The sequence below is a fragment of the Xanthomonas sp. SI genome (assembly GCF_014236855.1).
Lineage (GTDB): Bacteria > Pseudomonadota > Gammaproteobacteria > Xanthomonadales > Xanthomonadaceae > Xanthomonas_A.
The window spans coordinates 1,888,220-1,901,773 of the sequence record NZ_CP051261.1 but is presented as its reverse complement, the minus strand read 5'-3'; the positions used below and the strand labels follow the sequence as shown (position 1 = coordinate 1,901,773).

The window sequence follows — 13,554 nt, the reverse complement described above, 5'->3', positions numbered from 1 at the left end:
GGTGCCTTCCGGCTTCGGGGTCGCGGCTGAAGCCGCTCCTACAAAAGCAGCGTGTGTCGAAGGACATCCGCGCGGCCGAGCAGGATCCTTGTGGGAGGGACTTCAGTCCCGACTGCTGCCGAAGCCGGGGCCTTCCGGCTTCCATGTCGCGGCTGAAGCCGCTCCTACAGATGCCCTTGCGATCGGGGCTTGTTTCCTGCGTGGCGTACTAAACCGGGACAGTGGCCGACAGCATCGCGGCAACCACTGCGCTCATTCCGCGCCATGGCAGCACACGCACAGCTTGTTGCCGTCCAGGTCGCGGAAGTAAGCGCCGTAATAGTCCGGGTGGTAGTGCGTGCGCAGCCCGGGCGCACCTTCGCAGCGCGCGCCCTGCTCCAACGCCAGCGCATGGCAGCGATCCACCTGCGCCCGGCTCGCCGCCTGTAACGCGAGCATCTGGCCGTTGCCCGGGGTCGCCGGCTGGCCGTCGAAGGCACGGCCGATCAGCAGCAGCGGCCGTGGCGCGTCCGCCGCGGTCCAGCCGGCCCAGCCGCGCGCGTCGTCGCGGAATTTCAGCTGCAACCCTAGCGCCTGCAGCAGCGGCGCGTAAAACGCGAACGCGGCCGGGAAGTCGTTCACCCCCAGATGCACGTGCGAAAGCATCGGCATGGCCGCGCTCACGATGCGGCGGCCACCGGGGTCAGCAGCAGATCCTGGAAATCGAAGCTGAAATCGGTCAGCGGCGAGATCGCTTCCATGCGCACCTCGCGCACCTTGCCGTCCGGGGTCAGCGCGAAGTTGACGAAGGCATCGGCATTGAGCGAGCGGTCGCGCCAGCGCACGATGAAGGTGTCGTGCTGCCAGTGTTCCAGCGTGCCGACCAGCTGCGCGGTCTTGCTGAAGCGCAGTTCCAACTGCTTGCCGCGCTGCACGATCGCCACCTCGCCGTACCACGGATCGCGATAGCTGCCGGCGTAACCGGCCAGCGGCAGCGACGGTTTGGATTTGGCATCGCGCGCAGCCTGGTGCTTGCTCCAGTCCTCGTCGGCCTTCGCATCGGCCTTGGCCACCGCGGCGGCGTAGGCGGCGGTCCAGTCGGTCGCCGGCGCGCCCAGGTAGGCGTCGAGCACCTGCAGGGTCAGCGCGTTGAACGCCGCACCCACTTCCTGGTTGGTCAGCACGATCACGCCCAGTTTCTGTTCCGGCAGCAGGGTCAGCCGCGACACCATGCCCGGCCAGCCGCCGGTGTGCCAGACCAGCTTGTGCCCGCGGTAATCGCTCAGGCTCCAGCCCTCGCCGTAGCCGGCGAAGTTCGGCTTGGCCGGCAGCAGTTGCGGCACGCTCGGCTCGGCGATGCTGATCGGGGTGATCACCTGCCACATCTCCTGCTGCCGCTGCGCGCTGAACAGGCGCCGCTCCTGGCCATCGGCCGACGGCAGGCGACCGCCGTCGAGCTGCACCTGCATCCACTTGGCCATGTCGTGCACGCTGGCGTAGATGCCGCCGGCGCCGGAATTGTTCGACCAGGTCAGCGGCGGCACCGGGCGCAGGTCGCGGAAATCGGCCTTGGCATGGCCGACCGCCGCGCGGTCGCCGGGTTGCAGGTAATCGCTGTTGATGCGCGCGCCGCTCATGCCCACCGGCACGAAGATGCGCTGGCGCACGAACTCGGCGTAGGACTGCCCGGAAACCTGCTCGATCACTTTCTGCGCCACCGCGTAGAGGATGTTGTCGTAGGCATAGCGGTCGCGGAAGCCGCCCTTCAGCGGCACCTGCGCCAGGCGCCGCACCACTTCCTCGTTGCTGTAGCTGGTCGCCGGCCAGAACAGCAGGTCGCCGGCGCCCAGGCTCAGTCCGCTGCGGTGGCTGAGCAGGTCGCGCACGCGCATCTCGCGGGTCACGTAGGGATCGGCCATCTGGAACCACGGCAGGTGCTCGATGACCCGGTCGTCGAGTTTCAGCTTGCCCTCGTCGGCCAGGATCGACAGCGACGCGGCGGTGAACGCCTTGGTGTTGGAGGCGATCGCGAACAGGGTCTGCGCGTCCACCGGCTCGGGCTTGCCGAGTTCGCGCACGCCGTAGCCGCGCTCCAGCACCACCTGCCCGTCCTTGACGATGGCGATGGCGATGCCGGGCACGTCGAACTGCTTGCGCACGCGCTCGACCCGCGCGTCCAGGTCCTGCAGCGCCGGCGGCAGTGCGGCGTCCACTGGGGCGGGCGCCTGCGCCTGCGCGGTGGCGGTCATCGCCAACAACAGTCCGCAGCCCATCGACATCGTCTTCAAATCCATCGCTCCTCGCAGAAATACCGAAAAAGAACCAAGCCGGCGCCTTACCGCGGCATACATGCGCGGCGCATGCGGCATCGGCCAACACGCCGGCCGTCAAACCGCAGCGCGATCCGGCAGCGAGGCGAGACATCGTCAGCACCGCAGCGCTGCCGCATGCACCGCCCCACCCCGCGCCAGCGCAGCACCGAGTGTAGGACAGCTGGCGGCATGCGCGGCAGTGCCGCGCTAGAGCGCCGCCGCGCGCGCCAGCAGCGCCTGCCGCTCGCGCGCGTTGGCGGTGAGCGCGGCGGCCTGCGCGAAGGCCGCGCGCGCCTCGTCGGTGCGGCCCAGACGCTGCAGCACATCGCCGCAGGCCGCGGCCAGCGGCGCGTAGTCGCGCAGCCGCGGATCCTCGCGCAAGGGTTGCAGCAAGGCCCAGGCCGCAGCCGCGCCCTCGGCGCGCGCCACCGCGACCGCGCGGTTGAGTTCCACCACCGGCGAGGGATGCAGCTGCGCCAGCCGCGCGTACAGCGCCGCCAGCCGCGCCCAATCGGTGTCCTCGGCACGCCGCGCGCAGGCATGGCATTCGGCGATGGCCGCCTGCAACACGTAGGCGTCGTCATCGCCACCCAGCGCCTGCGCGCGCCGCAGCGCGTCCTGGCCGCGCGCGATCTGCAGCCAGTCCCAGCGCGCCCGGTCCTGCTCGGGCAACAGCACCGGGCTGCCGTCGGCGCGTACCCGCGCGGCGCTGCGCGAGGCCTGCAATTCCATCAGCGCCAGCAACCCATGCACCTGCGGCCACGCCGGCAACCGATGCGCCAGCACCCGGCCCAGCCGCAGCGCCTCCTCGCACAGCGCCGGACGCATCCAGTCGTCGCCGGCGCTGGCCGCGTAGCCTTCGTTGAACACCAGATAGATAACCTCCAGCACCGAGGCCAGGCGCTGCGGCAGCGCCGCCTGCCGCGGCACTTCGAACGGCACCTGCTTCTGCGCCAGGGTGCGCTTGGCGCGGACGATGCGCTGGGCGATGGTCGGCTCCGGCAGCAGGAACGCGCGCGCGATCTCCTCGGTGGTCAAGCCGCCGAGCAGGCGCAGGGTCAGCGCCACCCGCGCGTCGGCCGGCAGCAGCGGATGGCAGGCCACGAACATCAGCCGCAGCAGGTCGTCGCCGATGTCGTCCTGCAGCGCGTCGCTGTCGTCCGGCGCGGGCAACGCCTGCGGCTGCAGCGCCTCGCCCCACTGCGCGTGCTGGCCGGCGATGCGCTGGTGCTGGCGCAGCACGTCGATGGCGCGATTGCGCGCGGTGGTCATCAGCCACGCTCCGGGGTTGTCGGGAATGCCCTGCGCGGGCCAGCGCTCCAGCGCGGCCAGCCAGGTGTCCTGGACCAATTCCTCGGCACGGCCGACGTCGCCGCCGAGCAGCCGCGACAGGCGCGCGATCAGGCCCGGCGCCTCCATGCGCCAGACCGTCTCCAGGCGTTGCGCGAACGTGGTCTCCATGCGCGGAATCAGAGCACCGGATGCGCCGTGGCACAAGCCGCGGCGGCAACCGCGCTCAGCCCGGCGTGCCGCTCATGTGCGCGATCTCCCACAGATGGCCATCGGGATCCTCGAAGCCGCGCTGGTACATGAAACCGTAGTCGCGCGGCGGTTGCGGCTCGCGCGCGCCGGCCGCCAGCGCTTTCTCCAGCAGCGCGTCGACCGCGGCGCGGCTGGTGGCCGACAACGCGGTGATGACCTCGGTGCGCACACGCGCATCGCTGATCGGCTTGCTGGTGAAACCGGCGAAGAACGGCTCGGTCAGCAGCATCACGAAGATGCTGTCGCTGACGATCATGCAGGCCGCGTTCTGGTCGGTGAAGGTCGGATTGAAGGCGTAGCCCAGCGCCGCGAAGAAGGCCTTGGAGGCCTCCAGATCGCGGACCGGGAGGTTGACGAAGATCATCTGCGGCGCATCGGACATGGCGGCGTTTCTCGGACGAAGGGAGGCAGGAAGGCGCGGGAATCACGGCTGTTTCATGCAGTTGACCATCCACGGCTTGCCGTAACGATCGACCAGCATGCCCCAGCGCCGCGCCCAGAACGTCTCGGCCAGCGGCATGCCGACCTGACCGCCGGCGCTCAGCGCGGCGAACACCCGTTCGGCCTCCTCCACCGAATCCACCTCGACGTTGATGGTGGTGGTGCCGGCGCCCTGTGCGGCGTGGCTGTCGGCGGCCATCAGCACCGCGCCACCGGCTTCGAGCTGGCTGTGCGCGACCTGGTCCAGCGTGTCCGGCGGCATCTCGCCGCAGCCGTCCATGCTGTCGCTGGGCGGCATGTCGCGATAGGTCATTTCCGACACGACACTGCCGCCCAGGGCCTGCGCGTAGAACGCCATCGCCTCGTGGGTGCTGCCGTCGAAGCTCAGGAACGGAATCAGTTTCATCGGGGTTTCTCCTTGCGGTGGTGGTCGTGGTGGCTCAGTCGGGATTGCACGCGCGCAGGCGGCGCTGTCGGGCCTGCAGCAGATCGGGAGGGAGGGTGTCGCCCAGTTCCTGCAGGTCCAGCAGCGGGCGCAGTTCGACCTCGGTGCCGGCCTCGAACGGGGCGCGCTTGAGCCACTCGGTGGCCTCGTCCAGCGAGCGCACCTGCCATAGCCAGAACCCGGCTACCAAGTCGCCCGTGGCGGCGAAGGGACCGTCGAGCGCCTGCCGCCGCTGCGGCTCGAAACGCACGCGGCGGCCGCGCGAACTGGGCTGCAGGCCTTCGGCGGCGAGCAGGATCCCGGCCTCGGCCAACTGGTCGTTGTAGGCGCCCATCGCCCGCCACTCGTCTTCGCTGGGCAAGCGCCCGGTCTCGGAGTCGGCAGTGGCCTTGACCAATACCATCACTTTCATCGCGTTCTCCCTGGGTGCGGCCGCTGGCGGGCCGTGCATTGGGTACGACGCCCGGGGAAGACGGAAATCGACAGGCCTGCGCAAAAAATTTCGAGGCGATCGGATGCGGCGCCGCAACACGCGGCCGCGCCGCGCTGAGCGATCATGGGCCTCCTGTCGCCGCTGGCCGCTCGCACCATGCAATTCCTGCTGCTGATCTACATCGACGAGTCCTTGCTGCAGGCCCTGCCCGCGGAGGAATACGACAGCCTGATGCGCGATTGCCTGCAGCACGCCGATGCGCTGCAGGCCGACGGCACCCTGGTGCTGGCGCAGCAACTGCAGCCGGTGGCCAGCGCCCGCACCCTGCGCTCGCGCCAGGGCCAGCTACGCATCACCGACGGCCCGTTCGCCGAGACCCGCGAACTGCTCGCCGGCTTCAACCTGATCAATGCGCGCGACCACGACGAGGCGGTACGCATCGCCAAGCACTTCCCGTGGTCGCGCTTCGGCAGCATCGAGGTGCGGCCGCTGGCCGACATGGACGCCGAACGCGCGCGGGTCGGCGCGACCGCCGCGAGCCGGATCTCCGTTGCATAGCCGCGCCGCGTCCGCCAGGCGCGGGCTGCCGGGGAGTACCGCAGCGGCGCGGGTGCCGCGCGCGTGACGCAGCCGCTCGGCAGTGCTTAGCCCTGCCGAGCAGACACGCTCACGCCACGCGCAGCGCCTGCGCGGCGACCAGCACGCCGTTGCGATCGGCGTACAGCCAGTGCCCGGGCACGAACGCCACACCGGCGAACTGCAGCGGCACACCGACCTCGCCGAGGCCGCGTTTTTCGGTCTTGCGCGGGCATGCGGCCAGCGCCTGCACGCCCAGCGGCAGCGCCGCCAGCGCCTCCACGTCGCGTACGCCGCCGTGGATCAACAGCCCGGCCCACCCGTTGCGTACCGCGTTCTCGGCGATCTGGTCGCCGAGCAACGCGCAGCGCAGCGAGCCCTGCCCATCGACAACGATGACGCGGCCGGCACCGGGCGTGGCCGCCAGTTCGCGCACCCGCGAGTTGTCCTCGAAGCAGCGCACGGTGACGATCTGCCCGCAGAACGCGGCGTGGCCGCCGTAGCTGCGGAACAGCGGTTCGGCGACCTGCACCTCGGGATGGTCGTCGCACAGATCGGGCGTGGTCCAGGTCATGGTCGGTCCGGGCAGTAGGCGGCGCCTGGATGGTAGCGCGACGCCAACGCGGCGGCAGCCGCAGCGGCCATGCACGCGACGCAGGCGCGGCCTGCGGCACAATTCGCCTCCCTGTCCGCGCCGGCGTGCACTGCCATGAACGATCTCTTCGACTCCGCCCCGGCCGCGCCGGACGGCATCCGCGTCGGCATCGGCGGCTGGACCTATGCGCCGTGGCGCGGCGGCATGTTCTACCCGCAGGGACTGGTGCAGCGCCGCGAGCTGGAATACGCCAGCCGCCACGTCACCAGCATCGAGATCAACGGCACCTACTACGGCACGCAGAAGCCGGATACCTATGCGCGCTGGCGCGACGAGGCACCGGCCGATTTCCTGTTCTCGGCCAAGGCGCCCAAGCGCATCACCGGCATGCGCAAGCTGGCCGCGGCCGGCGCGCAGATCGAGGACTTCATCGGCGGCATCGCCACGCTCGGCGACAAGCTCGGCCCGCTGGTCTGGCAGTTCGAGCACGGCCGCACGCTCGACCTCGACGAACTGGCCGCGTTCCTTGAACTGCTGCCGCAGCAGGCCGATGGCCGCCGCCTGCGGCATGTGCTGGAAGTGCGCGACCCGGCCTGCGTCGGCCCACGCCTGCTGGAGCTGGTGCGCCGCCACGGCGTAGCCACGGTGTTCACCGATTCGCCCGACTTCCCCTCCTTCGCCGATCTCAGCGCCGACTTCGTCTACGCGCGGCTGATGCGCAGCCGCGCCGAGCTGGCGCACGGCTATCCGCCCAAGGAATTGCGCGCCTGGGCGGCGCAGGCGCAGGCCTGGCGCCGCGGCGAAGATCCGGACGCGCTGCCGCATGCCGACGCGCCGACCGCCGAGGCCAAGCCGCGCGAAGTGTTCGTCTATTTCATCAGCGCGGCCAAGGAACGCAATCCGGCCGCGGCGATGGCACTGCTGGCCGAACTCGGCAAGCGCTGAGCAACGGCAGCGGCGCGAGCGACCACCGGCACAGGCGACCGAGCGCACGGTGCGGCTGCGACGCGCGACTGAACCCAGCACAGACGGCACTGCGCCGCGACACTCTTCGCGCAATGCAGTTGCAGTACAAGCGGGAGCGCAGAACGACACCGGCGCAGGCCGGCGCCGGATGCGCCTTTTTCCCGAGTGGACATTCCAATCCCGATGCAGATCAAGCACACGCTCGAACGCATTCCAGGCGGCATGATGCTGGTGCCGCTGCTGCTCGGCGCCGCGTGCCATAGCGCATGGCCGCAGGCCGGCGCCTTCCTCGGCTCGTTCAGCCAGGGCCTGATCGGCGGCGTGGTGCCGATCCTGGCGGTGTGGTTCCTGTGCATGGGCGCCTCGATCCAGCTGCGCGCCAGCGGCCGCATCCTGCGCCAGTCGGGCGTACTGCTGCTGACCAAGCTCGGCGTGGCCTGGCTGGTGGCGGTGCTCGCGGCGCGGGTGCTGCCGCCGGCGGGAATCGCGCAGGGCTGCTGGCAAGGGGTCTCGGTGCTGGCCCTGGTCGCGGCGATGGACATGACCAACGGCGGGCTGTTCGCCTCGCTCATGCAGCAGTACGGCAAGCCCGGCGAAGCCGGTGCGGTGGTGCTGATGTCGCTGGAATCGGGCCCGTTGATGACCATGCTGATCCTCGGCAGCGCCGGCATCGCGGTGTTCGAGCCGCGCCTGTTCCTTGGCGCGGTGTTGCCGCTGCTGGTGGGGTTCGCGCTCGGCAACCTGGATCCGCAGCTGCGCGCGTTGTTCGCCGCGGCGGTGCCCGCGCTGATCCCGTTCTTCGCCTTCGCGCTGGGCAATACATTGGATCTGCACGTGATCGCCAGCGCCGGCGTGCCCGGCGTGCTGCTCGGGGTGCTGGTCGTCGTCGTCACCGGGATCCCGTTGCTGCTCGCCGATCGGCTACTCGGCGGCGGCAGCGGCAGCGCCGGCATCGCCGCCTCCAGCACCGCCGGCGCCGCGGTGGCGACGCCGGCGCTGATCGCGGCGATGGCGCCGCAGTTCCGTGCGGCGGCCCCGGCCGCCACCGCGCTGGTGGCGACCTCGGTGATCGTGACCTCACTGCTGGTGCCGCTGCTGACCGCGCTGCACGCGCGTGCGCAGGCCAAGCGCGCGCCGCCCGGCAACTGACGCGGCACCGGCGAGGCGATTGCAGGATCTGCCGCGACAACGCCGTCCGCCGCGCCGCCGGTTTACGCGACAATAGGCGCCATGCCCCTACACCCCACGACCAAAGCCCAACTGCAAATCCACTTCTGCGTGCTGCTGTGGGGGATCACCGCGATCCTCGGCAAGCTGATCACCCTGCCGGCGCTGCCGCTGGTGTGGTGGCGGATGCTGATGGTGGTGGCGGCGCTGGCGCTGCTGCCGCGGGTGTGGCGCGGGCTGGCCGCGCTGACCCCGAAGCTGGCGCTCGGCTACGCCGTGGTCGGCGCGCTGGTCGGCCTGCACTGGTTGACCTTCTACGGTGCGATCAAGCTGGCCAACGCCTCGGTGGCGGCGACCTGCATCGCGCTGGCGCCGGTGTTCACCGCGGTGATCGAACCGTGGGTGGCCAAGCGCCCGTTCCGTCCCAGCGAATTGGTGTTCGGCCTGGCGGTGCTGCCGGGGGTGGCGCTGGTGGTCGGCGGCGTGCCCGACGGGATGCGCGCCGGCGTCGTGGTCGGTGCGGTCTCGGCGCTGTTCGTCGCCGCGTTCGGCTCGCTCAACAAGCGCCTGGTCGATCATGCCGACCCGCTGACCGTGACCGCGCTGGAACTGGGCGCCGGCACCCTGACCCTCACGCTGCTGGCGCCGCTGCTGCCGTTCGTGCTGCCGGCGCTGAGCGGCCCGTTGCTGGTGCTGCCGAGCCTGCACGACACCCTGCTGCTGCTCGCCCTGGCGCTACTGTGCACGCTGTTGCCGTTCGCCCTGGCGCTGGTCGCACTGCGTCGGCTCAGCGCCTACGCGGTACAACTGGTGACCAACCTGGAGCCGGTCTACGCGATCGTGTTCGCGATCCTGCTGCTGGACGAGCAGAAGGAACTCACCGCGCTGTTCTACCTGGGCGTGGCGGTGATCCTGGGCGCGGTGTTCCTGCATCCGCTGCTGACCCGCGGCAAGCCAGTGCGGCACCCGGAACTGCTGGCGACCTCCGAAGCGAAGAACGCGCTGGAGTGAAGCCGCCGCCGGCGCGGTTCACTCCGCCAGCGAGACGCAATCGCGGCCGGCGCGCTTGGCCCGGTACAGGGCCTGGTCGGCGCGCTTGAGCAACTGCTCGGCGCTCTCGTCCGGCTGATAGGTGGCGACGCCGAAACTGGCGGTCAACGGCACCCCGGTCTGCAGCAGGCTGGTCTCCTGGCGCAAGGTCTCGCATTCGTGCATGGCCTCGGCCGCATCCAGGCCCGGCATCAGCACCGCGAACTCTTCGCCGCCATAACGCGCCACCAGGCTGCCTGCCGGCGCCCGCGCGCGCAGCATGTCCGCCAGCGCCAGCAGCACCGCGTCGCCCTTGTCGTGGCCATGCAGGTCGTTGATGTGCTTGAAGTAGTCCAGGTCCAGCAAGGCCACGCTGAGCGGCGCGGGACTGAACCGCGCCGCCTCCGCGTTGACCAACAGCGCGGTGGCGAACGCGCGCCGGTTGAGCAGCCCGGTCAACGGATCGGTGCGCGACTGTTGGAGCAGTTCGGCGTTAAGCGTTTCCAGCGTGGACTGATACTGCGCCAGCTGCTGCTCGTAGCCGTCGCGCGCGTGCAACTGCAGCGCCAGCGCATGGCTGGTGCGGCGCAGCTCGATCAGCTGCATCACCTGCCGCGACAGCGCCTGCAGCGCCACCACCTGCTCCGGCTCGAGCGTGCGCGGGCGGCGGTCGAGCACGCACAGCGCGCCCACCGCCAGCCCGTCGCTGTTCACCAGCGGCGAGCCCGCGTAGAAGCGCACCCCGACCTCGGTGACCAACGGATTGAACGCGAAGCGCGGATCCACCGCGGCGTCGTTGACCACCATCACCTGTTGCGGGGTCAGGATGGTGTGGCCGCAGAACGAGTCGTCGCGGGTGGCGCTGAGCAGGGTGACGTTGCGCTGCGATTTCAGCCACTGGCGCTCGTCGTCGACCAGCGAGATCAGCGCCGACGGCGTGTCGCACAGGCTGGCGGCGATGCCGACCAGGTCGTCGTAGGACGCTTCCGGCTCGGTATCCAGGATCTGCAGCGCATGCAGCGCGCGCAGGCGGTCGGCTTCGTTGTCGGGCTTGCGTGGCTTGATCACGGGAACGGGCGGCCGGCGGCGGATTGCCTGGCGAGTATGGCCAAAATCGCCGCCGATGCCAGTGAAGGCCATGCGGCCCGGGATTACCAGTCCTGGCGCTGCGGCAGCAGGCCGCGCAGTTCCTGCTCGGTGAGGTTGCGCCACTGGCCCGGCTTCAGCGCGCCGAGCTTGATGTTGTCGATGCGCACGCGGCGCAGTTGGGTGACGCGGTAGTCGAACGCGGCGGCCATCAACCGGATCTGCCGGTTCAGGCCCTGCTCGAGCACGATGCGGAAGCCGAACTTGGCGATCCGCGCGGTGCGGCACGGCAGCGTGGTCTCGTTGTGCACGCGCACCCCGCGCGCCATGCCGCGCAGGAATTCGTCGCTGACCGGCTTGTTCACCGCCACCAGGTATTCCTTCTGGTGGCGGTTCTCGGCACGCAGGATCTCGTTGACGATGTCGCCGTTGCTGGTCATCAGGATCAGGCCCTCGGACTCCTTGTCCAGGCGCCCGATCGGGAAGATGCGCTGCTCGTGGCCGACGAAATCGACGATGTTGCCCTTGACCTCGCTCTCGGTGGTGCAGGTCACCCCGACCGGCTTGTTCAGCGCGATGTAGACGTGGCGGCGGCCGGATTTCTGCTTGGCGCGCGCGCGCAGCGGCTGGCCGTCGACCTGCACCTCGTCGCCCTCGCCCACCACCGCACCGACCCCGCCGGGCCGGCCGTTGACGGTCACGCGGCGCGCGGCGATCAGCCGGTCGGCCTCGCGGCGCGAACAGTAGCCGGTTTCGGCGATGTGCTTGTTGAGGCGGATGGACATTGAGCGGGGATTCGGGAGTCGGGATTGGGGATTCGCAAAAGCGGGCTACCGCCATCTGCGGCGGCAGCGAGGAAGTCAGGGACACGGGAGCAGGGACGAATCCCCACTCCCGAATCCCCAATCCCGGCCCCTCAGCGCTTCGGCGGACCCTTGCGCGGCGGGCGATCGCCGGCCTTGTCGGCCATGCGGGTGGCGGCGCCGGCCGGGCGCGGGCCGGCCGCGTTCGGGCGGCCGCCGGGCTTGCCGGCGGCGCGCGCGAACTTCGGCTTGAACGGCGCGCTGGCGCCGGCGGCGGCGTCGCCGTCGAGCTTGCGCATCTGCAGTTGCTGACCCGAGACCCAGACCTTCTTCAGGTGGGTCAGCAGCTCGCGCGGCATGTCCGCCGGCAGGTCCAGCACCGAATGGTCGTCGTGGATGTCGATGCGGCCGATGTACTTGCTCTCCAGGCCGGCCTCGTTGGCGATCGCGCCGACGATGTTGGCCGGCTTGACCCCGTGCTGGTGGCCGACCTCGATGCGGTAGGTCTCCATGCCCACTTCCGGCTCGCCGCGCGGCGCCTTGGGCGCCTTGTCGCGGCGCGGGGCCTCGAAGCTGCCGACGTCGCGCTGGTAGTCGTAGTCGGGACCGTGCCCGGCCGGCGCGGGACGCGGCGCACGCGGCGGCGCGCGCTCGCCCTCGTCGCGGCGCGGCGGGCGCGCTTCGCGGTCGAACTTGGGCTCGAACTTGGGACGTTCCGTGCGCTCGCCGCGGTCGGCGCGCTCGCGGCGCTCGGCAGTGGGCCGCTCGAAGCGCTCGCCCTGCGGCGGACGCGCGCGCTCCGGCGCCAGCAGCAGCGGCGTGTCGCCCTGCAGCAGGCGCGCCAGCGCCGCGGCCACTTCGACCATCGGCACGTTCTTCTCGGTCTCGAAACGCTGCAGCAGGTCGCGGTAGGTGTCGATGCCGCCGCTGGCGATGGTCTCGCTGATCTTTTCCATGAAGCGGGTCACGCGCTGGTCGTTGACCGCGTCCACGCTCGGCAACTGCATCTCTTCGATCGGCTGCCGGGTGGCGCGCTCGATCGCGCGCAGCATGCCCTTCTCGCGCGGGCTGACGAACAGGATCGCCTCGCCGCTGCGGCCGGCGCGGCCGGTGCGGCCGATGCGGTGCACGTAGCTTTCGGTGTCGTACGGGATGTCGTAGTTCAGCACGTGGCTGATCCGCTCCACGTCCAGGCCGCGCGCGGCCACGTCGGTGGCGACCAGGATGTCGAGCTTGCCGTCCTTGAGCTGCTGGATCACCCGCTCGCGCTGCGACTGCTGGATGTCGCCGTTGATCGCCGCGGCGGCCAGGCCGCGCGCCTGCAGCTTCTGCGCCAGCTCGTCGGTGGCGGCCTTGGTGCGCGCGAACACGATCATCGCGTCGAACGGCTCCACTTCCAGGATGCGGGTCAGCGCATCGAGCTTGTGCAAGCCGCTGACCGCCCAGTAACGCTGGCGGACATTCGCCGACGTGGTGGTCTTGGAGGCGATGATGACTTCGGCCGGATCGTTCAGATAGGTCTGCGCGATGCGCTTGATCGCGGTCGGCATGGTCGCCGAGAACAGCGCCACCTGGCGCGAGGCCGGCAGCTTCTTCAGCACCGCCTCGACGTCGTCGATGAAGCCCATGCGCAGCATCTCGTCGGCCTCGTCGAGCACCAGCGTCTTCAGCTCCGACAGATCCAGGGTGCCGCGCTCCAGGTGGTCGATGACCCGCCCCGGGGTGCCCACCACCACGTGCACGCCGCGCTTGAGCGCCGACAGCTGCTGCACGTAGGGCTGGCCGCCGTACACCGGCAGCACCTGGAAGCCGGGGATCGCGCCGGCGTAGCGATGGAACGCCTCGGCGACCTGGATCGCCAGCTCGCGGGTCGGCGCCAGCACCAGCGCCTGCGGCTTGCGCTGGTTGAAGTCCAGCCGCGACAGGATCGGCAGCGCGAACGCGGCGGTCTTGCCGGTGCCGGTCTGGGCCTGGCCGAGCAGGTCGCGGCCGGTCAGCAGCGCGGGAATGGTGGCGGCCTGGATCGGCGACGGCGACTCGTAGCCGACATCGGCGACGGCTTTCATCACAGCAGGCGAGAGGCCGAGATCTGCGAACAGCAGCGGCGCGGGGATATCTTGGGACATGGGAGACTCCGGAGGCGCCGCAGAGAACCGGCAGGCGCAAAGAAGTGCATTGTG

The 13,554-nt window shown here is 70.5% G+C and carries 14 protein-coding genes; 4 read left to right on the top strand and 10 right to left on the bottom strand.

The features are described from left to right. Nucleotides 1–252: 252 nt before the first annotated feature. From HEP75_RS07750 to HEP75_RS07725, 6 genes are all read right to left on the bottom strand, one after another. Nucleotides 253–651: a VOC family protein gene (locus HEP75_RS07750; protein ID WP_255424029.1), complete on the bottom strand. Its 399-nt coding sequence runs from the start codon at nt 649–651 to the stop codon at nt 253–255. An 8-nt stretch (nt 652–659) separates the two neighbouring features. Further along, a complete protein-coding gene (locus HEP75_RS07745; protein ID WP_185826034.1) occupies nt 660–2,267 on the bottom strand; it encodes a serine hydrolase in 1,608 nt (535 codons plus the stop codon). A 231-nt stretch (nt 2,268–2,498) separates the two neighbouring features. Then, nucleotides 2,499–3,752, bottom strand: coding sequence for a sigma-70 family RNA polymerase sigma factor (locus tag HEP75_RS07740; protein ID WP_255424028.1), 1,254 nt, complete (start codon nt 3,750–3,752; stop codon nt 2,499–2,501). Between the two features lie 55 nt (nt 3,753–3,807). Beyond that, the gene (locus HEP75_RS07735; protein WP_185826033.1) at nt 3,808–4,215 is read right to left on the bottom strand and encodes a VOC family protein; all 408 of its coding nucleotides are present in this window, start codon (nt 4,213–4,215) and stop codon (nt 3,808–3,810) included. A gap of 42 nt (nt 4,216–4,257) precedes the next feature. Continuing rightward, a complete protein-coding gene (locus HEP75_RS07730) occupies nt 4,258–4,680 on the bottom strand; it encodes a VOC family protein (protein ID WP_185826032.1) in 423 nt (140 codons plus the stop codon). Nucleotides 4,681–4,714: 34 nt separating this feature from the next. Further along, nucleotides 4,715–5,131, bottom strand: a complete 417-nt coding sequence (locus tag HEP75_RS07725) for a YciI family protein (RefSeq protein WP_185826031.1) — start codon at nt 5,129–5,131, stop codon at nt 4,715–4,717. A 177-nt stretch (nt 5,132–5,308) separates the two neighbouring features. Between HEP75_RS07725 and HEP75_RS07720 the strand changes: the two genes are divergently transcribed. Continuing rightward, nucleotides 5,309–5,710, top strand: coding sequence for a YciI family protein (locus tag HEP75_RS07720; RefSeq protein ID WP_185816541.1), 402 nt, complete (start codon nt 5,309–5,311; stop codon nt 5,708–5,710). 109 nt (nt 5,711–5,819) lie between these two features. Here HEP75_RS07720 and rraA read toward each other — a convergent pair whose 3' ends face one another. Further along, the gene (gene rraA, locus HEP75_RS07715) at nt 5,820–6,302 is read right to left on the bottom strand and encodes a ribonuclease E activity regulator RraA (RefSeq protein ID WP_185815887.1); all 483 of its coding nucleotides are present in this window, start codon (nt 6,300–6,302) and stop codon (nt 5,820–5,822) included. Nucleotides 6,303–6,437: 135 nt separating this feature from the next. On the opposite strand from rraA, the gene HEP75_RS07710 reads away from it, so the two are divergent. The 3 genes from HEP75_RS07710 (at nt 6,438) to HEP75_RS07700 (ending at nt 9,467) form a co-directional block, all read left to right on the top strand. Next, the gene (locus HEP75_RS07710) at nt 6,438–7,268 is read left to right on the top strand and encodes a DUF72 domain-containing protein (protein ID WP_185826030.1); all 831 of its coding nucleotides are present in this window, start codon (nt 6,438–6,440) and stop codon (nt 7,266–7,268) included. Nucleotides 7,269–7,472: 204 nt separating this feature from the next. After that, a complete protein-coding gene (kdgT, locus tag HEP75_RS07705; RefSeq protein WP_185826029.1) occupies nt 7,473–8,438 on the top strand; it encodes a 2-keto-3-deoxygluconate transporter in 966 nt (321 codons plus the stop codon). A gap of 81 nt (nt 8,439–8,519) precedes the next feature. After that, on the top strand, nt 8,520–9,467 hold the full coding sequence (locus HEP75_RS07700) for a DMT family transporter (RefSeq protein ID WP_185815884.1): 948 nt from the start codon (nt 8,520–8,522) through the stop codon (nt 9,465–9,467). Nucleotides 9,468–9,485: 18 nt separating this feature from the next. Here HEP75_RS07700 and HEP75_RS07695 read toward each other — a convergent pair whose 3' ends face one another. From HEP75_RS07695 to HEP75_RS07685, 3 genes are all read right to left on the bottom strand, one after another. Next, on the bottom strand, nt 9,486–10,553 hold the full coding sequence (locus HEP75_RS07695; RefSeq protein ID WP_185815883.1) for a sensor domain-containing diguanylate cyclase: 1,068 nt from the start codon (nt 10,551–10,553) through the stop codon (nt 9,486–9,488). An 83-nt stretch (nt 10,554–10,636) separates the two neighbouring features. Next, nucleotides 10,637–11,356: a pseudouridine synthase gene (locus HEP75_RS07690; protein WP_179565957.1), complete on the bottom strand. Its 720-nt coding sequence runs from the start codon at nt 11,354–11,356 to the stop codon at nt 10,637–10,639. 131 nt (nt 11,357–11,487) lie between these two features. Then, nucleotides 11,488–13,500, bottom strand: a complete 2,013-nt coding sequence (locus HEP75_RS07685; RefSeq protein WP_185826027.1) for a DEAD/DEAH box helicase — start codon at nt 13,498–13,500, stop codon at nt 11,488–11,490. Nucleotides 13,501–13,554 lie beyond the last annotated feature (54 nt).

What these genes read in the sequence shown, in the direction of transcription:
- HEP75_RS07750 (WP_255424029.1), bottom strand. Translation starts at nt 651, where the DNA reads ATGCCGATGCTTTCGCACGTGCATCTGGGGGTGAACGACTTCCCGGCC.
- HEP75_RS07740 (WP_255424028.1), bottom strand. Translation starts at nt 3,752, where the DNA reads ATGGAGACCACGTTCGCGCAACGCCTGGAGACGGTCTGGCGCATGGAG.
- HEP75_RS07735 (WP_185826033.1), bottom strand. Translation starts at nt 4,215, where the DNA reads ATGTCCGATGCGCCGCAGATGATCTTCGTCAACCTCCCGGTCCGCGAT.
- HEP75_RS07730 (WP_185826032.1), bottom strand. Translation starts at nt 4,680, where the DNA reads ATGAAACTGATTCCGTTCCTGAGCTTCGACGGCAGCACCCACGAGGCG.
- HEP75_RS07725 (WP_185826031.1), bottom strand. Translation starts at nt 5,131, where the DNA reads ATGAAAGTGATGGTATTGGTCAAGGCCACTGCCGACTCCGAGACCGGG.
- HEP75_RS07720 (WP_185816541.1), top strand. Translation starts at nt 5,309, where the DNA reads ATGCAATTCCTGCTGCTGATCTACATCGACGAGTCCTTGCTGCAGGCC.
- rraA (WP_185815887.1), bottom strand. Translation starts at nt 6,302, where the DNA reads ATGACCTGGACCACGCCCGATCTGTGCGACGACCATCCCGAGGTGCAG.
- HEP75_RS07710 (WP_185826030.1), top strand. Translation starts at nt 6,438, where the DNA reads ATGAACGATCTCTTCGACTCCGCCCCGGCCGCGCCGGACGGCATCCGC.
- kdgT (WP_185826029.1), top strand. Translation starts at nt 7,473, where the DNA reads ATGCAGATCAAGCACACGCTCGAACGCATTCCAGGCGGCATGATGCTG.
- HEP75_RS07700 (WP_185815884.1), top strand. Translation starts at nt 8,520, where the DNA reads ATGCCCCTACACCCCACGACCAAAGCCCAACTGCAAATCCACTTCTGC.
- HEP75_RS07690 (WP_179565957.1), bottom strand. Translation starts at nt 11,356, where the DNA reads ATGTCCATCCGCCTCAACAAGCACATCGCCGAAACCGGCTACTGTTCG.
- HEP75_RS07685 (WP_185826027.1), bottom strand. Translation starts at nt 13,500, where the DNA reads ATGTCCCAAGATATCCCCGCGCCGCTGCTGTTCGCAGATCTCGGCCTC.